This window comes from Leptospira terpstrae serovar Hualin str. LT 11-33 = ATCC 700639, assembly GCF_000332495.1.
Taxonomy (GTDB): Bacteria; Spirochaetota; Leptospiria; order Leptospirales; family Leptospiraceae; genus Leptospira_A; species Leptospira_A terpstrae.
Genome location: NZ_AOGW02000023.1, coordinates 16996 through 36833, shown reverse-complemented (window position 1 = coordinate 36833; position 19838 = coordinate 16996). Strand labels below are relative to the sequence as shown.

At 40.0% G+C, this 19838-nt stretch carries 20 protein-coding genes; 10 read left to right on the top strand and 10 right to left on the bottom strand.

Translation table 11 applies throughout. The features are described 5' to 3' along the window. The first annotated feature begins 7 nt into the window (after window positions 1-7). Entirely contained in the window at window positions 8-304 is a 297-nt protein-coding gene (locus LEP1GSC203_RS18420; RefSeq protein WP_002975707.1) for a hypothetical protein, read from the top strand. Between the two features lie 50 nt (window positions 305-354). Here the strand turns inward: LEP1GSC203_RS18420 and LEP1GSC203_RS18415 are convergent, their stop codons facing one another. Continuing rightward, window positions 355-1176 carry a hypothetical protein gene (locus LEP1GSC203_RS18415; RefSeq protein WP_002975718.1) on the bottom strand — a complete coding sequence of 274 codons (822 nt, stop codon included), beginning with the start codon at window positions 1174-1176 and terminating at the stop codon, window positions 355-357. An 83-nt stretch (window positions 1177-1259) separates the two neighbouring features. Between LEP1GSC203_RS18415 and LEP1GSC203_RS18410 the strand changes: the two genes are divergently transcribed. After that, entirely contained in the window at window positions 1260-2567 is a 1308-nt protein-coding gene (locus LEP1GSC203_RS18410) for an ATP-dependent 6-phosphofructokinase (RefSeq protein WP_002975623.1), read from the top strand. 10 nt (window positions 2568-2577) lie between these two features. Here LEP1GSC203_RS18410 and LEP1GSC203_RS18405 read toward each other — a convergent pair whose 3' ends face one another. The 3 genes from LEP1GSC203_RS18405 to argB are packed head-to-tail and all read right to left on the bottom strand — an operon-like array spanning window position 2578 to window position 5814. Continuing rightward, a complete protein-coding gene (locus LEP1GSC203_RS18405; RefSeq protein ID WP_002975693.1) occupies window positions 2578-3168 on the bottom strand; it encodes a hypothetical protein in 591 nt (196 codons plus the stop codon). 15 nt (window positions 3169-3183) lie between these two features. Next, window positions 3184-4929 carry a SpoIIE family protein phosphatase gene (locus LEP1GSC203_RS18400; protein ID WP_002975757.1) on the bottom strand — a complete coding sequence of 582 codons (1746 nt, stop codon included), beginning with the start codon at window positions 4927-4929 and terminating at the stop codon, window positions 3184-3186. Between the two features lie 6 nt (window positions 4930-4935). Then, window positions 4936-5814 (bottom strand): acetylglutamate kinase, encoded by an 879-nt coding sequence (gene argB / locus LEP1GSC203_RS18395; RefSeq protein ID WP_002975633.1) that lies wholly within the window; start codon window positions 5812-5814, stop codon window positions 4936-4938. Window positions 5815-5834: 20 nt separating this feature from the next. Between argB and LEP1GSC203_RS18390 the strand changes: the two genes are divergently transcribed. Further along, window positions 5835-6644, top strand: coding sequence for a carbon-nitrogen hydrolase family protein (locus LEP1GSC203_RS18390; RefSeq protein WP_039938463.1), 810 nt, complete (start codon window positions 5835-5837; stop codon window positions 6642-6644). A 47-nt stretch (window positions 6645-6691) separates the two neighbouring features. Here LEP1GSC203_RS18390 and LEP1GSC203_RS18385 read toward each other — a convergent pair whose 3' ends face one another. Together LEP1GSC203_RS18385 and alr are read right to left on the bottom strand one after the other, a co-directional pair. Further along, window positions 6692-7585: an alpha/beta fold hydrolase gene (locus LEP1GSC203_RS18385; RefSeq protein WP_002975611.1), complete on the bottom strand. Its 894-nt coding sequence runs from the start codon at window positions 7583-7585 to the stop codon at window positions 6692-6694. 8 nt (window positions 7586-7593) lie between these two features. Next, complete coding sequence (gene alr / locus LEP1GSC203_RS18380) at window positions 7594-8724, bottom strand: alanine racemase (RefSeq protein ID WP_002975679.1); 1131 nt, start codon at window positions 8722-8724, stop codon at window positions 7594-7596. A gap of 55 nt (window positions 8725-8779) precedes the next feature. Here alr and LEP1GSC203_RS18375 point away from each other — a divergent pair, with 55 nt between their 5' ends. From LEP1GSC203_RS18375 to LEP1GSC203_RS18360, 5 genes are all read left to right on the top strand, one after another. Further along, on the top strand, window positions 8780-9982 hold the full coding sequence (locus LEP1GSC203_RS18375; protein WP_002975587.1) for an aminotransferase class V-fold PLP-dependent enzyme: 1203 nt from the start codon (window positions 8780-8782) through the stop codon (window positions 9980-9982). Between the two features lie 22 nt (window positions 9983-10004). Further along, entirely contained in the window at window positions 10005-10949 is a 945-nt protein-coding gene (locus LEP1GSC203_RS18370; RefSeq protein ID WP_002975621.1) for a bile acid:sodium symporter family protein, read from the top strand. A gap of 34 nt (window positions 10950-10983) precedes the next feature. After that, entirely contained in the window at window positions 10984-11145 is a 162-nt protein-coding gene (rpmG, locus tag LEP1GSC203_RS19695; RefSeq protein WP_081431684.1) for a 50S ribosomal protein L33, read from the top strand. 8 nt (window positions 11146-11153) lie between these two features. Continuing rightward, complete coding sequence (locus LEP1GSC203_RS18365) at window positions 11154-11612, top strand: TraR/DksA family transcriptional regulator (protein ID WP_002975753.1); 459 nt, start codon at window positions 11154-11156, stop codon at window positions 11610-11612. A 101-nt stretch (window positions 11613-11713) separates the two neighbouring features. Then, window positions 11714-13792, top strand: coding sequence for a hypothetical protein (locus LEP1GSC203_RS18360; protein ID WP_002975802.1), 2079 nt, complete (start codon window positions 11714-11716; stop codon window positions 13790-13792). 4 nt (window positions 13793-13796) lie between these two features. Here LEP1GSC203_RS18360 and LEP1GSC203_RS18355 read toward each other — a convergent pair whose 3' ends face one another. After that, complete coding sequence (locus tag LEP1GSC203_RS18355; protein ID WP_002975584.1) at window positions 13797-14291, bottom strand: DUF4442 domain-containing protein; 495 nt, start codon at window positions 14289-14291, stop codon at window positions 13797-13799. Between the two features lie 81 nt (window positions 14292-14372). After that, complete coding sequence (locus LEP1GSC203_RS18350; RefSeq protein WP_002975777.1) at window positions 14373-15614, bottom strand: methyl-accepting chemotaxis protein; 1242 nt, start codon at window positions 15612-15614, stop codon at window positions 14373-14375. 71 nt (window positions 15615-15685) lie between these two features. Between LEP1GSC203_RS18350 and LEP1GSC203_RS18345 the strand changes: the two genes are divergently transcribed. Beyond that, entirely contained in the window at window positions 15686-16090 is a 405-nt protein-coding gene (locus LEP1GSC203_RS18345; protein ID WP_002975691.1) for a hypothetical protein, read from the top strand. 30 nt (window positions 16091-16120) lie between these two features. Next, window positions 16121-16492: a PAS domain-containing protein gene (locus LEP1GSC203_RS18340; RefSeq protein WP_002975717.1), complete on the top strand. Its 372-nt coding sequence runs from the start codon at window positions 16121-16123 to the stop codon at window positions 16490-16492. Window positions 16493-16498: 6 nt separating this feature from the next. On the opposite strand, the gene LEP1GSC203_RS18335 is transcribed toward LEP1GSC203_RS18340, so the two are convergent. Beyond that, window positions 16499-17908: a non-ribosomal peptide synthetase gene (locus LEP1GSC203_RS18335; protein ID WP_002975803.1), complete on the bottom strand. Its 1410-nt coding sequence runs from the start codon at window positions 17906-17908 to the stop codon at window positions 16499-16501. A 63-nt stretch (window positions 17909-17971) separates the two neighbouring features. Further along, complete coding sequence (locus tag LEP1GSC203_RS18330; protein WP_002975662.1) at window positions 17972-19765, bottom strand: LruC domain-containing protein; 1794 nt, start codon at window positions 19763-19765, stop codon at window positions 17972-17974. Window positions 19766-19838: the final 73 nt, after the last annotated feature.

The following is a 19838-nucleotide window of genomic DNA, read 5'->3' as shown; positions in this document are numbered from 1 at the left end:
GGATCGGATGGGTTTGATTCAAAACAATCACAGTCATGGTTGGAAATCTGTCGCCAAAGGAACACTTGGTGGTGGATTTCCATTCCATTCTAAACTTGCTACTTGGTTAGAGGAATATACCACCATTCCGAAAGAAGCGGAGTTAGAAATTTTGGAAGTCAGTTGTGGGGAAGTGAGTTGCCCCACCGAAGAAACAATGATCGTTTGGAACGAAAATGAGTTTCGTATCTCTCGCAAAAAAGAAAATATTTCTAAGATGGATATAGATTTGTCTTGGAAGAGATTTGCGACAAAAACCGTTTAATTCCCTAAAATAACTAAACGTTAAATTTTATATATGAGTAAGAAGTTCAATTAATTAGAGTTAGTTGATGGTGCTACTGGCATATAATACTTGAGACCTAGGTTCCCTTGGATTTCGGGTGCCCAAAGTTCATCTAAAGTGCGGCCAGCTTCCCTTGCGTTGAGTGGAACTCGGACCATACCTTCAAAGGTTAGATTACTATTCGAAATGCTAATCCCTGGAGTGATGTAAACTTGTCTTCCTACAAAGTTTGTGCGAGAAGGTTCTTGGGCACGAATGGAAGAGTTGAGACGGCTATTGATATCGTTATCAAAACGGTGGAGTTCGGATAATTGTAAAAATAGTTCCCAACGAGAGTTCTTGATAAAAGAAAATAAATTTCGGTTGAGTCTGTATTTGATTCGGACTCTTGATTCTGCCACATCCACGTACCCAGAGGCACCTTGGTTCATTGACATTCCCATACTGAGTCCTAAATCAAAAGTAAAACCACTGCGGTAATATACATAAGTGACATTGGGTTGGTAGGAAAGTAAGGCCGAATTCATTCGCTCCGGGCGAACATCAAAATTTCCTTCTGGATTTCGGAATGGGTTTGTTGTGGAGAAAGGAATTACTGGCGAAAAAATTTGAATCCCCGCCATCGGGTCATCCGATTTGGGAAGTTTTCCATCATATCCAAGTTCTAATTCTTTTGGAAATCGGAAAGGGATCAGTATCGCCAAATTTCCGTTATGTGACCCTCCCACTTGAAATAAAGAAGCTCTTGGGTCGGAAAAAGAATAACTAGAAAAGAAAGGCAAACCCTGTGCTAAAAGAGTGAGGCTCGTCATTGAGGCGAGAATGGAAAGTAGTACTATCTTTTTAAGCATCTAAATGCATTTCTGCCTGCTTTTCCTTTGTTTGGCAATGAAATTTGCTTTCCTCTCTCTCTTTTTTTGTTATAAGTTGATCGATGAATGAAAACGATACCAAGGTTGAACAATTTGGTCCTTGCACCATACCAAACCCAGCGGGGTACGACTATTGGACGGAAGACAACTCCGTCGTTCTTTTCCAAACTATATTTTCAGGTCCTGCCGATGCCAAAAAGACGGTAGAGACCAGTCCCGTATTCTTTGAACAAGCTGGCCCCAAAGAAAAAATCTACTTCCGTCCAGAAGAAGTCACGGCAGGCATTGTGACTTGCGGGGGACTTTGCCCTGGAATCAACGATGTCATACGTGCTTTAGTGATGGAGCTTCATTACCGGTACAAAGTGCCCCGAATTTTGGGGTTTCCTTTTGGATATGAAGGCCTTGTCAAAAAGTTTGGCCATCGGCCTGTCGAACTTACTCCAGACAAAGTGGCGCATATTATGAACTTTGGTGGTTCCATTTTAGGATCTTCTCGTGGAAGTCAGAATATTGGAGATATGGTCGATACACTCTTTCTCTACGGAGTGAAGATGTTGTTTTGTATCGGGGGGGACGGAACACTACGCGGGGCCCAGGCCATCCAAGAAGAAGTTCGAAAACGAAAAGAAGACATCGCCATTGTGGGAATTCCCAAAACCATTGACAACGATATCAATTATGTCCAAAAAACATTTGGATTTTCGACTGCGTTTAGTAAGGCGGTAGAAGCTGTGAACTGTGCTCATGAAGAAGCGAAAGGGGCACCGAATGGGATCGGACTTGTGAAGTTGATGGGAAGGCATTCGGGATTTATCGCCGTCAATTCGGCTCTGGCTTCTAAAAATGTAAATTTTGTACTCATCCCAGAACTTGACTTTGATTTAGAAGGAGAGGGTGCCTTTCTTCATGTTCTGAAAGAACGGGTACAAAAAAGAGGACATGCCGTAGTCATTGTGGCAGAAGGAGCAGGTCAAAAGTATTTTGAAGACAAAGGGGAAAAAGACCAATCGGGTAACAAAAAGTTGGCGGATATTGGAATCTTCATTAAGGACAAAATTACTGAGTACTTTAAAAAAGAAGGGGTCACTCTCAACTTAAAGTATATCGACCCAAGTTATATCATTCGTTCTGTTCCTGCCAATGCAGAAGACTCTGTATTCTGCGGTTTTTTGGCTCAAAACGCAGTGCATGCTGCCTTTGCGGGCAGGACAGGTTGTGTGGTGGGGATTTGGAATAACGTATTTACTGTGATGCCTATTTCCCTTGCGATTGCAGAACGGAAGGTTCTTAGGCCAGAGAGAAGTACTTTATGGCGAGCCCTTCTTGCGTCTACGGGCCAACCCAATGAAATGAAAGCAAAAGGCTGATCTAAAAAGATCAGCTGTTTTCTACTTTCTTTTGGAATTTGAGAATATTGTCTCGGATCTCTTCTTCTTTTTGGTGGAGTTCCTTTAAAAATTCTGTATCTAAAATCATTTCTGGTTTTTTAATGAACTTACTTTCATCATAGTTGTCTATTTCGTATAACAGATCTTCAATGTTAGATTCTACTTTGACAAGACTTTGGATAGATTCCACAACCTTTTTGTTTACAAATAGAATTTCTTTGAATCGTAAAATGTAATGTTGGAATCTGTTTTCTCGGATCATCGCTTGGCGTTGCATTTCGCGCACCACTTCGCGTTCTTTGAGAACTTCTTTTTTTTCGACCAGGATTTGGTTTTTAAAAATACGAATTAGATTTTCTGTTTCTAACTTATAATTTTCAAAACTACTGTTGTGATTGTTTTGTAAATCTTCCATTTGTTTGCGAAATTCTTTTTCTCGCAAACGATCCTGTTCTTTACGTAACTTGTCAGATGTTTGTAGCGCGTTTTTGACACGTGTTTCGATGACAGCATCTAACATGGCTTTGTGCAGTTTGTCCAATCTTAAGGCCACTGCAATGGCATATAGAATGCGTTTCATAAAAACTCCTTATTATTAGTTTAGACGAATAATAAAGAGAGAAAGGTCGTCATGAGGTTCTGCTTCTCCCACAAATTCACTTACTTTTTGTAAAATTGCCTGTCGTACTACCTCTGGGGGATCATTGATATGAGATAAGATGACAGATTCCAGTCTCTCTTCTGAAAAAAGTTCTTCTTTCATGTTCATTGCTTCTGTCACACCATCTGTGTATAAAACTAATAAATCGCCGGGAAGGTAACTAACCGTATGTTCTGAAAACTCACAATTTCCAATTCCCATGGGTTGGCCTTTTCCAGAAAGGTGTTGGATTTTATGATGTTTTTTACGATAGATAATTTGCATATTATGACCGGCAGAAGAATAGGTTAATTCTTTTTTAGTCATATTGATCCTTACAAGCATTGCAGTGACAAACATTAAGAAACCTGATTTGTCTTGTAAGATCTGATTTGCATTGAAGAGTGCTTCGCTTGTGGAAGTGGTCTTAGAAACTTCTTGTTGTAATACTGTTTTCGAAAATTCCATAAAGAGTGCCGCAGGAGTTCCTTTTCCAGAAACATCAGCTATGATCACGGATACTTCATCCTTTCCATGTACGACCATATCATAGAAGTCTCCCCCAATTTCCCTTGATGCTTGGTAGTAGGTATCAAACTCTAGGAGTGAGTATTGTTTAGGGATGATGGGAAGTGAGTGTTTTTGAATCATCGCCGCCACTTGCATGTCTCGGTCAATGTTTTTCAAACGTTCACTTTGTATCTTTACTTGTAAGGCGGTATAGGCTTCCCCCACTTGGTTGGTCAGGGTTCTTAAAATCCGAATGTCCATTTCATCAAAACGTGTACGAGATGTTTTGTCGGATACGACAAGGGAACCAAGCCATTCTTTGTTTTTGAGAATGGGGAAAAGAATTAGGCTGTGTTGGAAAAGTCCTTTGTGAGTGAGTTGGATTCCTTGCGGAGAGTTCGCTGTAATGATTTTGAATCCTTTGAACATCCAATCGGCTTTGTCTGCAAAGAGTAAAACTTCTACATCCTCATCATGGATTTGGTCGGAAAAACCTTTTGATTTGGATCTAGGAAGGCCTTTCTTTTCGATTTTTTCAAAGTTGAGACAAACCCGATCCACTTGTAAAACTTCGGAAATGGTTTTGACAGCAAGGTCCATAAATTCATCAGAACTTTGGATATTGGCAAGAGCCTGGGAAATTTGGAAGAGGCAATTGAGTTCATTGGCTCTTAAGTTGAGATTATCAATGAGAAGTCTGTTCTTTACGGCAATGGCTGCTAAGTTAGAAAGGTATTTTAAAATTTTGATATCGTTGTTATTAAAATCACGGTTATCTAATGAGTTTACTGCTTCGAGTACACCTTGTACTTCGCCTTGGGCAATCATGGGAACACAAAGAAGATTCCTTGTGACATATCCCACTTTTTGGTCAATGGCTTTGAATATCCTTGGGTCATTGGCAGCATCGTTGACAATTTCTGGTTTTAGAGTTTCGAGTACCATCCCTGCGATCCCTTTTCCCCTAGGCACCGTTAGGTGAGCGAGGGACTCTTCTTTTAAACCACTGGTTGTGTTAAACACTAACTGATCATTTTCTTTGTCATATAAAAGGAGAGAAGAACCTTCCGTTTGAAGGACATCGCGGGTGATGCCCATGATCTCTCCGAGAAGTGTATCTAAATCTTCTTGTGAATTGATACGGCTTGTAATGTCTGAAATCAGACTTAATGTCAGTAGTTTAGTAGGCATCCGAATCTATCCTTGTTCGATCAAACTTCCAATCCCTTGGTTCGTCAATATTTCAATTAAGACGGAATGGGGAACTCGACCGTCAATGATGTGGGCACGTTTGACTCCAGAGTCAATGGCTCCCAAACAACATTCTACTTTTGGTATCATGCCACCAGAGATCTGTCCAGTTTTTATATATTTATGGATATCTGCCTTTTTGAGACCCGTTACCAATTGGCCATCAATGAGGATACCGGGTGTGTCGGTGAGTAAAATGAGTTTATCCGCATGGAGAGCTTGTGCAATCGCACCTGCCATTGTATCGGCATTGATATTGAGTGTTTGTCCATCCTTCGACATGGCAACAGGAGAAATGATAGGAATAAAACCTTCTCGTTGTAAGGTGAGAATTATATTGGGATCTACTTCAGAAATTTCGCCCACAAGACCTAAGTCGATTTTTTGAAGTTTACCATCGTCGCCTTCAACTTCCATTAGATACTTTTCAGCAATAGCTAGGCCCCCATCTTTACCCGATAGACCAACTGGTTTCCCGCCTTTCTCTTGGATCAGAGAGACAATCTGTTTGTTTACTTTTCCAGTAAGAACCATCTCAACCACTTCCATTGTAGCTTCATCGGTGACCCTATGTCCTCGAATGAACTGGGTATTGAGGTTTAGAGACTTGATGAGAGAGTTGATTTCGGGTCCACCGCCATGGACAACGACGGGATTGATCCCTAAATACTTCAAAAGTACAATATCTTCAGCAAAAGATGCTTTTAATTCTTCTTCCACCATGGCAGCCCCGCCATACTTAATGACAATGGTTTTCCCCGAATAATTGATCAAATAGGGAAGAGCTTCCAAGATATGATTGATTTTTTCAGAATGGTGGTTCATAAAAGACCTCATTTATGATAATGAAATTTAAAGCCGCCGCAGTGCAAGTCACAAGTACAGCTAGAGTCTCAAATAACCTAACTAAGTGTAGGCAACTTGTGGAAGAGGCGGCTAGTGCCGGTGCCAAAGTCATAGGCCTTCCTGAAAACTTTTCGTTTATGGGAACGGAAGCAGAGAAAAAAAATCTTCTTGGCCAAATCGAAGAAGAGACCACTGCCTTTTTGAAAGAGACTGCAAAAGACTTAGGGGTTTATCTTTTGGGGGGAGGATTCCCGACAAAGGCTCCAACAGGAAAGGTATTCAACACCGCTGTCATTACAAACCCAAATGGGGAAGAAGTATTTCGTTATCACAAAGCCCATCTTTTCAATGCGATTGTAGGAGACGGTTTCAATTATAGCGAATCCAATTCTACCGAAAGTGGGGGAAAGGTTCCCGATGTCATCCAAACGGAATATGGAAAGATTTCTTCTGCCATTTGTTATGACATCCGTTTTCCAGAACTATTTCGTGCCTTGTCAGAGAAGGGAGTAGAACTTTGTTTTTTACCTGCAGCCTTTACGGTTCCTACTGGTGAGGCCCATTGGCATGTGTTACTGCGTGCACGTGCGATTGAAAATTTTATGTATGTTTTAGCACCGGGGCAAACAGGAACACATGATCCCCATGGGAAACGTAAAACCTTTGGCCACTCCCTGATCATTTCCCCTTGGGGAGAAATACTGGATGAGATAGACAATGAGGAAGGTTTTGCGATTGCTGATATCGACTTACAAAAGTTAAGCGATATTAGGAGCCAACTTCCTAGTTTAGAACATAGGTTATTTTAAAATCACTCCAATGAAATGCCAATTTTTTGAAGTCCAATTAAAATGGATTAAAAAAAAGATTTTTTGGTCGTGGAAGCTTTTTTCATTAAAATGAAGTCTTTCATTACTTTTTCTGCAGCCTTTTGTTTTTCCATGTGTACAAAATGTCCGCATTCAGAAAATAAAACCGCTTTGACATGAGGTGTGGTTCTTTCTAGTTCCATAACATCCTTTCCGGGGATGATGGGATCTTCTTCTCCACGCATAATGAGAGTAGGAACCCTGTTGCCAAACACGATAGGTCGGATGTCTGTCCGGTCCAACATCTCAAGAATCATAAGGATTTGTCTTGGATTCAAACATTCAAACTGTGGATTGTATTCTTTTAAAAATTGTTTGATGTCTTCTCTTGCATGGAAGGAAGCAGAGTCGTAAACTCCATAGGAAAATCCAATTTGTAAGGCTTTGGGGAGAGATTTCCCAATTTTAAATCCAAAGTCAAAAAAACTACCTAAGTTGGCACGAAGACCCACCACTCCGATTTTTAAAATTCCAGGGACGGGTCCGTGGACATAAGGGGCAATCGAGATCACTTGTTTGATTCTCTGTGGGAATAGGGAAGCAATGGCAAGGACTGCCATTCCTCCAGTGGAATGACCTACGAGAGTGATGTCCTTTTCTCCTGCAGAGGCCCAAATTCCTTGTGCTTGCGTTTCTAAAAAGTCTTGGAGAGTTAGGCCTTTTTTTTGATCAAAGATTTCTGCCGGATAATGACCAACTAAGTCGAGTTCAATGACATCTCCCAGTTGACGAAAAAAAGGAATATTGAGACCCCAATACCCAGCTGCTGAACACCAACCACCAATAAGAACAATCGTTTCTTTGGATTTGGGATTGAGTGATTTATGTTTCACATAAGTGAGTCTATGGTTTTTCCAATTATAAATTTGTCTTTCTGACATAAAATCCTCTAGTCTTCGATGATGCGGGGGAAGGAGCCTAATATTTTGGTGACTACTTCGTAATTGATAGTTCCAGTCCAAGCCGCATGGTCATCCGCAGATATAGTTTCGTTTCCAGATTTTCCAATGATGACTACATCATCCCCAATGGATGCATCTGGGATATGTGTAATATCAAGCATGGTCATATTCATACAAATCCGTCCCAAAATTTTCGCGCGTTCCCCACGAACTAACATATACCCATTATTGGAAAGTTTTCTATCGAGCCCCTCATAGTATCCGACGGGAACAACTGCCAATTTCGTATCATGTGTGGTTTTATATGTGGAACCATAACCAATAAAACTACCTTGGTTTAGGTTTTGGATGTGTTGGATTTGTGTTTTCCAAGTAAGTGCCGGTTTTAACATTCCCACATCTTTTTTCATAAGTGATAAGGATAGTTTTGTTTCAAGACTTGGCCAAAGACCATAAAGAGAAATTCCTACACGAACCAAATCCATCCTTGCTTCCGAAAATAACATAGCAGAAGCGGAAGAAGCACAATGGCAAATAAGATCGATAAACCCGTGTTTGGCGAATGCGTCGATGGTGTCTTGGAACCTACCCAACTGTAACATAGAATAACTATGCTCAGTGAAGTCTTCAGTGCTCGCAAAATGAGTGGCAATTCCAGAAAGTGGAAGTTTTTTTTCAAAAATTTCTTTTGCAAGAACTTCGGCACTATTGGTAGGAATGCCAAGTCTTGACATTCCGGTATCCACTTTCAAATGAATTTTGGGAGTGGGGGAAAGTTTGGCTAAGATTTCCATTTCTTCCACTCGAGAGACCATGACCCAAAAGTTTTCATCCGCTAAGGATTCTTTTCTTTCGTTTAGATTGGGAATGCTGCCCATAATGAGAACTGTTGCTTTGGAAAAAACCTTGCGAATGGATAAGGCTTCTTCTATAGAATTGACTCCCAGATAATCGGCGCCTGCATCGAGGGCAATGGAGGCGGTGGCAAGGAGCCCATGCCCATAGGCGTTGGATTTGATAATTGCTGTAAACTTGGTTTTAGGCCCAATGAGTTTGCGAAAGAGGGCGATATTGTGACTAAACGCCGACCTGGAGAGGTAAATTCGTGAAGAGAGCACGGTTCCATTTTTTTTTACTTTTCTCTTCTGTCGCTTCAGATATTTCTATTTTTGAATGCCTCTGAATCACTCTGAACTTCCTTCGTTTCCTCCCTTTGCCAATTGGAAAGGGATTTCCCAGTATTTTCCCGTACAATCTGATTCCGTTTGGTTGAATTATTGCGGAACCACACCAGTCTCCACTTATGCCATCGAGATGATGAATCTCTATTTTCAGGAATATGCAAGGTATGGAATCTTTGCCCCGAGTTTTGCAGAACCTGTGATCAAAACTGCCATCCGAGGGTATATCGCAGAAATTCTCACTTGCGACCCTTCCGAAATTGGAATTGTACATAACACGAGTGAGGGGATCAATCTCTACTCTCATAGCATCCAGATCCCTAAGGGAAAACGAATATTAGTTTTGGAAAACGAATACCCAAGCAATGTCTATCCTTGGGAACATTGGAAAGAAAAAGGTGTAAGTTTAGAATTTATCCCTGTGGGCAAAACTCCCGAAGACTTTCTTTCCAACTTAAAACAGGAATTAGTGAAAGGAGACGTGTTTATCCTTAGCCTATCGCCTGTTCATTGGTGCACGGGTGTGGTATTTGATATGGAAGCAGTTTCCAAACTTTGCGAAACTTACCACACCAAACTTGTGATAGATGGAAGCCAAGCCGTCGGACATATTGCCCTAAATTTTGGAAAGATCAAAGTGGCTTTTTGTGCCTTTGCCGCCTGGAAGTGGTTACTCGGTCCTTTGGGGCTTGGGGTAGTGTATTTATCCAAAGAAGAATCGAAAGGATTCCAACTCATCTTCAAAGGCCAAGCCAGTGTGGTGAACGATTCTAGTTATTTTCCTTACAGAGATGAATGGAAACCAGCTGCCGACCAATTCGAACAAAGTACTATCAACTTCAATGATTGGATCTATTTTTATGCATCCCTTAAGATGTTGTCCACACTTGGATTTTCCCGGGTGAGAGAACGGATCTATGAAATCGCTGATCTCTTTAAGAAATCACTCCATGAGCTTGGATTTACTTTAGAATCGGATGCATTTCCCGCAGTAAAAACAGGGATTCTTGCGATTACGGGTCATAACGATCCTTCTAAATTCCAACCAGAACGAATCCAAACATTCTTAAAACAAAAAGGAATCACAACGGCTGTCCGACTTGGTCGATTACGAATGGCACCACATATTGCGATTGAAGAAGAACATGTGGCCCGAGTAAAAGAAGCCTTAAAAGAATACTTGAGCCAAAGTTAGGCGAAAAGTTTTTTAATTTTATATGTTCACAAAAATTTCTAAACAGATCGTGAATGCGTTTCCTTTGGTTCTACTCCTTGTCGCAGGTGTCGGTTTTTTATATCCTGATAAAATCGTTTGGTTTCAAGGTCCTTGGATTACTTATAGCTTGGGAGCAATTATGCTTGGGATGGGTTTAACTTTAGAAGCAGAAGATTTTCTTCGAATTCTAAAACAACCAAAACCAATTCTGATTGGAACGATATTGCAATACACTATCATGCCAATTCTCGGATTTTCATTGGGTTATGTTTTTCAATTGCCGCAAGCCTATGCCGTGGGACTCATCCTTGTGTCTTGTTGTCCTGGAGGAACGGCATCAAACGTGATTACCTTTCTGTCCAAAGCAGATGTTCCTTTGAGTGTGACTTTAACTTCTGTTTCTACCATTCTCGGAATTCTTATGACACCATTTCTTGTATCAATACTTATTGGAAGTCGTTTGGAGATTGATCGTTTGGGCCTAGTAATTACTACCTTCCAAGTGATTTTAGTTCCGGTGGCTCTTGGTTTGTTATTAAAGTCACTTTTCCCTAAACTCACAAAAGAAACACAAGAGTTCTTTCCGGTTCTATCAGTTTTACTCATTGCGATGATTGTGGCTTCGATCATTGCCAGTGGAAAAGATACCATCTTACAATCGGACTTTCGAATCTTTTTTGCAGTGATTCTTTTGCACTTGGGAGGTTTTACCTTTGGAGGGATCTTCAGCCTTTACCTTACCAAAAATCAGAAAACAGCAAAAACCATTTCAATAGAGGTAGGGATGCAAAATTCTGGGCTGGGGGCTGTCTTGGCAAGGACCCATTTTTTAGATCCAAACACTGCGATTCCTAGTGCTTTATCGAGTTTGACTCATTCGCTCTTGGGAAGTTTATTTGCGACCTATTTCAGAAAGGAACCGAAAAAACCCGCTATTGTCGATTGACTATATATGGGGTCGGTACGTCATGGCATAAATTATGAGAGAAATCATAAAACTAACCTGTGTCCCATGTGCGATACCTGGGCGGTCAAATTACTTCCAGACTAAAAATAAGAAGACGAAGTCGGAAAAACTTGTGACTAAAAAATATTGCAAATTTTGCAAATCACATACTGATCACAAGGAATCCAAAGTCTAAGGGATAAGATGCCGAAACCAGCTGCAAAATCTTCAGAGAAGGGAGTCGACAAAAAGTTTATCGAAGAGGTGCGTGAGCTCCTTCAAGAGAAAAAAGAGTCGCTTCTCATCAAACTCAACCAGTGGGAAGACACCAGTTCTCCTTCCGGATTGAAGGAGATGGGGGATATTGCGGACATCGCATCCGAACTCAATTCAGAGGCCTTAACTTCTGTTTTGACTGAAAACGAAATTGAAACTCTACGTGAGATCGAACTTGCGTTAGAAAAGATTGAAAACGGAACCTACGGGATCTGCGAAGGAACTAAGAAAAAAATTCCAATCGCAAGACTAAAGGCGATTCCGTGGACAAGATTTACTGTAGAATTTGCAGAACAAATGGCGAAAAGCCGAAATCGTGCTGGTTACCGCATGGATTCTTTGTCTGCCTATCCTGCCACCGGAATGGACGTGGATTCTCTAGACTAAGAGAATCCCTTTATTCTTTTTCTCACCAAACACACCGAATTCTCCCGATTCCTTTAAATTTACAATTGATTCACTGAGCCAGGCTCTAAACTCTTTCTATCGTGAATTTTCTAGGCCGCCTGCGTTCTTTACCTATTTTTGATCTTCTATTCTTTTTTCTTTGTACTTTTTCTGTATGGAGCCTCCATCGTTATGTAGAACCTGTCCCGGCTACTTCCTTCTATCCTTCTTTTCTTTTACAATTTGCTTTTGCATTTTTTCCGCAGCTTTACCAAAGGAAGTGGGGTCGGATCTTCACAGCCCTTGGGGTTTTTACGTTTCTCAGGCTTCCTTATTTGTCAGGACTGCCTATGGTTGGCTCTTACCAACTTGTGGGACTATTTCTAGGTTCCATCCTTGGTATTTGGACGAGAGAAGTTATCCTTGTGCTCCTAGGAAGGAATGAAACGGCCCTTCCGAAACAATCGGAACAAATTTTAACCGATTGGATGATCCGTAATCCCACAGGAAAATCCAGCCAACCGATTTGGTATTCTACATACTTTGGATTTATTTTGTTTCTTTCTATTCTGACTTTACTTTGTCTTTTCCAATACCAAGGACTTGGTTTGATTTCAGGGCTTGGAATCCAAGAGTATATGTACTTTCCCTCTCTATCTTCTAGAGAAGCTATGGGACTTTCTTGTAAGATTTTAGTTCCTATTGTTTTTGTTTTGTTGTATTTGTTTTCCGAAGAAAGGTCTATGCCTACACCGTCTAAGGACAGTTTATCGGAGCAGATACGTTTTGGGCTTTTTTTAGGACTTGGAATTAATTTACTCTTCATGGCGATTCAATCCATCTGGAGTTTGGAATTCTTTTCCGAAGGGACTTTGGAAAGTGTTAAAGTTGGCCGAACCACAGGACTATTACAAGACTCAGGATCTGCTTCTTGGCTCCTACCCACCCTTTCTTTGTTATGGATCTCAAAACTTATCTCCAATTGGCGTAAATCCAAAGAAAGATTTAGTTTGGTTCTTGCGATTTTATCGTTTTTCTTTGTGACTTGGCTTGGTTTAAAACAAGGAAAAGCTTTTTGGGTGATTTGGACCATTTCAATATCGATTGGAATCATTCATCTAACCACCGATATGTGGATTATCTCAATTACAAAAAAAAGAATCACAAGGATTGTATTGTATTTATTCATCCCAGTCCTTGGATTTCTTACTTTGTACGGACTTAGTTTTTTACAAAAAGATTGGGACTTGGTAGAGTTATCCAAACGCTTTATGACTGCTTTACCAGTTTGGAAATCGGATCCATATTTAGCGTTGAAGCGAATGGATTTGATTCGAGCGGAATTACTCACCATTTGTGTAGAAGGCATAAAAAATAACCTTTGGTTAGGAAATGGAATTGGATCTTTTCCTTTAGGTTTACTCGATCCTTCCCGAATGGGAACTAAAACTACAAATGGAATGATTGATTTTCCACCTAACTTTTATTTGTGGTTGGTACATGACTTAGGGATTCTTGGTACAGTTGTCTTTTTGTTTTTGATAGGATTATTTGTATGGGAACGTGGACTTTGGAAACAGACATTATTACTTCTGATCCCACTTTGTTTTGGAGTTCAGATCCAAAATTTCGATGGTGCTTTCCTTTGTTTTTATTTAATCCTACTTGGAGAAAAGGGATCAGGACATTCTCCTTCTTTCGATAAATTCAGAAAAACCATTTGGTTTTCTCCCTTACTCCTCATTCTTTCTGTGGGTCTACCATTGAACTATGCCCTTTTTTATTCGGGGAGGTTTTGGGATTTAGGGATTGGATCTGAGTTTCGTAAAAACCAATTAGGAGAGTACCAATCGGCAGCAACACTCCTCCCAAGGTCACCTAACTATGAATATGAATTTCATGGAAAGGTTTGGGAATGGAAACTTTCAGAATATGCTGCGGCACGTGTTGGCCGGATATTTTTAGAAACAAACGGCAAAAGTTTAGTTGTGGAAATATTGTTTTTGAATTCTGACCGAACTATCATTAAACAAGAGTTATTTTCTGAAGTTAGTCAAGGATACTCATGGTCTGGAGAATGTCCTAAGGGTGCATCCTATATCCGACTAAAATCTAGATCGAAATTAGAATTTCGATTGCCTAGGTCTGGGTTTGACGGAAGCAACCGAATCCAATTTTAAAGTTTTATACCAACCGTCGAATGTATAAATCCTTTGTAACTTTGGCGACAGTTTTGCCATCTTCACCAAGCACTTCAGTTTCATAGGTTCGAATGGTTTTTTTCTCTTTTTTTAAGAGTTCCTTTAAGTCTTCAAATTCACTGTTAGGGATATGGAAGGTGGCAGTCACTGTACCTTCTCCAGGTTTGACAAAATCTATTTTTGCTCCTTTGTCCCAAACCATATAATCTTTTCCCAAATTCATCATTAGTAAAAACATAAAAAAAGGATCACACATAGAATAAAGTGACCCCCCGAAATGTGTCCCCACATAATTCGTATTGGAAAGTATGAGTGGCATTGTAACAACCATCGTGTTTTGATCCAGAAGTTTTGGTAGGATATTGGCACCTTCATAAGGTTTAAACATACGAAAGGCTTGTTCGAACCCGTAGGTTTGTTCTAAAAAATGCCATAAGGGGTTTACTTTGTATTCTAGTAGAATATCTCTGTGTCTCATAAGCCCAGGTTGAAAAGTATAGAATGATCGGTCTATTATTTCTTGGGATTCAAAAAGGGAAATAATTGAATTTAAGATTTTTTAGAGATTTAAAATTTCATCCGTCGGGTTTGTAGTTACACTTAGTTGTTTTCTCAAAGCCTCAGTGAATTGCAGAATGGTCTGTTGTGAGTTTCGAATTTCCTCACATTCCATATGAATGGTCTCCGAAAGTCCCTGGATATCTACTAAGTTTGAATGTAAAGTTACAATTTCTCCATAAACTTCTCCAGAAGTGTCCCTTACACGTTCCGCAATATCATCCAGTGTTTTTGCTTTGGAAAGGATGGCGCCACCTCTTGATTTCAATTCTTGAATGGACTGGATGACTTCCGCTATCGTACCGTGAACTATATGAATTTCATCAGCGATGAATTGAAAGGCGTTACTTGATTCAAAACCTAATTTCTCTGCTTTTCCATAGTCACTTATATTTTCTTTGAGTATCTTTGTGATTTGTTTTGCGTTGTTTGCAGTCATGGTAGATAACTTTCCAATCTCATCAGCGATTACGGTGAATCCCTTTCCCTCGGAACCAGAGTGAGTTGCTTCAATGGCAGCATTGATGGCAAGTAGGTTTGTTTCTTTTGAAACTCCATTGATTAAATCAATCAGTTTCAAAATATTTCCAGAAGATTCGCTAAACTTTTTAATCGTTTTATTTGTATCACCTACCTTAACTCTTCCGTCCTTACTTAAAAAAACTAAGTTCTCCATAGTTTCATTTCGATTTTGGATTTCCCCAATCACAATATTCACAATTTCAAACATTATATCGATTTCTTCCGAAGTTTTTCCTACAGCTTCCATTAGTTTAACTTCTTCCGTAGCTAGCTGTGATACAATTTGATAAACTCGGTCAATGTCTTGGCCTGCCGTATGTATTTTTTCATTTAGGTCTACGATATGAATACTGATTGTGTCCATTCGTTTATTGAGGGAGGAACAGTTTTGTAAAAGTGAATCTGAATATTCTTGGATGTTGATGCCAAGTTCGGAAAGTAAAATGACTGGATCGGTGGTTTTAGTTTTCGTGTTTAGCAACGCTAAAAAAATTTTTCTTTTTTTTGCGAGAAGGAAGAAGTAGAGACAGGTAAATAATAACGTAGCCACAAGGATCGATATCGATATTCCAGGGGGTAAACTTCCAGCGAATGATTGGAATAGGACAGTGAGGGATAAACAAATTAGGATTGTTACTAAGTAGATTTCCAAACGAACGAATTGTCGATAAGTTCCTTGGTTATCATTGATGAATGCCAATCGATTGTTGTTATTTATCATTAGATTTTCGTGTATCTTTTTTATTTTTTTTTATATAAAGTACCACGTTTCACCATCTAATGAATTAGACTATGATATTTACAAAAAGGGAAATCGACGAACATTATCCTTTGTCCGAACGTTTGCGTTTAGAAAAGGCAAAGTCTCAAAATTCTGTAATCTATTGGATCAATGAATTGGTTCGCAGTCAAGTGCGCGGTGCAGAAGATGTCACTAGCCTGATTGAAGTGACAAAAGACCTGGTCACTCAGGTAGAGGCATTGTATGCGGAAAAAGAAAATTCTATTTCCATTCCAGTGTCAGACCAGTCAAACTCTGTAGAAGTTGTATTACTAGAAGAACAACTCTCTGACTTATATGCAGAAAAGGAACAATTGTTTGCAAAAACAAAAACAAATTCTATGGAAGAAGTGATCGCACTCATCCAAGGAATGGAAGAACAATTGAATTCCATGTATTCTGAATACGAAACTTAAAAAAACTTAATTAGATTAGGAACTAAAGTGATGAGCAAATTTATAGACCCAAATATTCTTGGCAAACTGGGAACACTGACCCAAGCCGAGGCCGATGCAGCAGCTTTCGGAGTTGTGAAAGTCGATGGAAATGGAAAAATCTTATTATATAACAAATATGAGTCGGAACTTGCCAATGTCCCCATTCAAACAGCAGTGGGAAAAAACTTTTTCACAGAAGTTGCCATTTGTACAAATAACAGAATTTTTTATGGAAGATTTAAAGAAGGAATGTTGACTGGCGATTTAGACATTGCTTTTAACTATGTGTTCACTTATAAAATGAAGCCCACCAATGTTGTCATCCATTTGTATCATGATAAAACATCCGATACTAATTGGATCTTTGTCAAATTGAGGTAATGGATTTTATTTTAACAAATAAAGTTTTTCTCTAATGTACTCTTCAATCCCAGAAAGACTAGCGAAGTAACTGGTTCGTTTGTCTTCTTCTGGGATTTTATATTCTATTTTTCTCTCCAATTTCAAAATCAAATCCATATATTGGATTGAATCCATTCCATAATTGTACACTAAATGTTTACCTGGTTCTGGTTTTATTCCCAGGATAGATTCTAAAATCTCCATTACACTCGAATGAGAATCAATGGAATTCGTATTCTTTACCTTTGTAATTTGGTTTTGTATCCTTTGGTATTCCTCATTACAAAGTTTGGTGATGGTAGAATAGTCTGGTTTTCCATTCGGAAGTTTGGGCAAAGATAAATTTGTGATCACTACTTTTGGTAGATGACTCTCTGGTAGTTCTTTTCTCAAGATATGTAAAATTTCCGGTGCAGTTAAGGTTCCTGTAGAAAAAAGACCTATGGTTTGCCCATAATCATCGGAAACGGGAACACAGAAAAACTCACCATCTAACGAAAGACCTAAAACTTCCGATTCAATCCGATCCAAAGAAACTCGTTTTCCATTGTGTTTGATGATTCGATCCTTTCGTCCCAAAAGAAACCAACCAAGTTCTGACCAATTCCCTGAATCTCCTGTTGAATAGTATTCGTTAGGTGGAATTTCTTCTTTGGTCCAACCTTGGTTTCCTAGTACGAAAGACTTTCGTGAAAGAAATGGGCTTTGGATTTGCAGTTCATTTTCTTCCATTCCTTCTATGATTTGAAATTTTGTTTCCAACCCAGGTAGGAGTTGAAAACGGTTTTGCCTTAGTGGGTCTCTACGGCCCATCCCACCGGTTTCCGTTGATCCATAGATTTCCAATAGGGAAATGCCGCCGCGGTCTCTCAATATGCGAGACAAAGGTACAGGGAATTTCATTCCGGAAACAACGGCGGATTGGGGAAGTGGTCGCTCTTCTGAGAAGGTTTTTTGTAACTGGGGAGCGGATGTGATCCATAGTTTTTCTTCCTTTTGAGGAAAACCAAATTCGATCGGGATCCCAAGACTTTTGGGTATTAAATAACCCCAGAGTAATCCATACAAATGACAAAGAGGGACCTGCACATAGACCTTGTTTGAATCCAAATAAAGCGATCGAACTTCCGGATCTCTTGTCCAATAGGAAATTTCATTTTCGATCTCTTCCCACTCTTTCCATACCATTTTTGGAATTCCAGAGGATCCAGAGGTAACCAGGCAAAAAGAATTCGGAGAAGTCAATTCAGGGAGAGGGAAACGATCTAAATTTGTCTCGAGTTTAGTTCCTTTCCAGAGTGGATCTACAAGGATTGGATTTTGGTATTTTAGATCGGATTCGAAATTTCCTGAAAGGAAATACTCGTTGTTTGCAAATCGAAGGACTGAGGCCATAAAACAAAAAATCCTCCCCCCAGTGAAGGAAGGAAGGACTTCTTGAAAGGTAGGAAGAGTTATTTAAGCTGCTTGTTGTTTTCCCAATCGTTTTTTCATCAGGAACCCAAGGGCAGCTCCTACGACAATCAAACTAGCCGAAACTTCCAAAGCATTTTTGCGAACTGCTTTGATTAGATAGGCAGAAAAACCATTGTCAGCATAAAAATCACTCACTCGAACTACATACGAAGGACGGTTTGGTGCTGGAATTTGATCGATATGAAGATACCAATCTTTATGAGCCACACCATTAGAGTGCATCCAAGAGTTAAAGAAGATGTAACCCGAAGTAGACGGTTTACGAATGTCGTCACCTTCTGTTGGGTGGTTAAAGATTCCTGGAACGATGATCGCCCAAGGAAAACCATTTTTATCGATAAAGGAATCTTTTCCCTTACTGTCTTTGAAGTAACCTGGACGATAGATTTGTCTGAACACTCCATCTGTCTTTTGGTTGATTGCAAGGAAGTAGTTTAAATGTCCACCAACAAGGTTTTTTGTCTCATTCAAATCTACTGGTTCTTCAAAAGTGATTGTTACTTGTGCAGTCACTCCACGAACAAAGTCATTGATTGTAAAAGTAGATCCTGCATTCGGAGCATTTTTACTACCGAATAGTGTTTTGTCAGAACTTGGAAGGATGAGAACCCCTCTTTTGAGTTGTGCTGTATTCAAAGTTCCACCAGTACAATCTCCTCCAACATTGGCAGTGTATTTAGGAGCAGAAGCACAACCATTCCATGGATTTCCACTTCCGTCTACATAACTGACTTGCACTGTTGCATTTGTGGGAACATTTAAAGAAAGTCTGAGTTCATGATTGTATCCTGCACCTTTTGCTACATGGGTGTAGGTTCCACGGATCGACTTCACTTTGTTAGTTGGAGTTTTGTCCATCTCTGTGCTAAATATAGTCGAGTGGTCGTTTAAGTCAGCATCTCCTGCGGAAGGATACATATCCTCAAAAGCAATTGTATATCTTCCAGAACGAGCTGTAGTTGCAAGACTTGGATCTTCTGGAAACTCATCGTAAATATTGGCAATACCATCGCAATCGGAATCAACAGCTTGAACGCAACCATTAACAGGTTGGAAGTTTGTTGTATCGACATTGACAACGGGAGCAACCACGACAGTTCCTTCGGAACCAGAACCGGTAGACGGTTGTTGTACAGGAGCGGATCCAGTAATTTCTACCACTTCACCCGTGGTTGGATTCACACCAATGATACTCACTTCTACAGTTGTTACAGTAGGCGGAACGCTAATCGGAATGGTTACAGAACCGTTGGAATCTGTAGTTCCCACTCCAACCACATTGGGATCTCCCGTAGTCGTTGTTTCCGTAATGGTAACAGGGGCATTGGCAACTGGGCCTGCTTCGTTTTCTACAACGACAGTTACAGGAACAGTGACATTGGTTTCAAAATTAAAGGTACCATCATTGGTTTGGTCTACCACAACAGTTGTTGTTTCATTGACCACCGTTGTGGGTGCTGGTGTTGGTGCAGAAGCAACCGGTGCGGGAGCAGGAGCCGTAGGTGTTGTCACCTCAGTTTCTGGCGTGGTCGTCGAAGTTTGGTCTCCACTTGTGGAACCATCAGTGGGAGTCGTTTCTACGGGAGCTGTGATTTGGCTTGGATCCGTAGTTTCAAGTCCCACAACTGTGAAAGTTCCATCACCTTTGGCAGTTTCTGTTGCAGTTTGGGTTCCATCGCCAAGACCTAAAAATGGAAGAAGTAATAAACCCTTCTTTTTATTGGAGCAATCCAAAAGTAAAAGGGGAATTGTGAAAAGAATGAACCATCGTTTCATATTGAGATTTCCTACCTGTATAGGGAATTAAACGACAAAATACTTAAAAAATCAACGTTGAATTAAGAGAATT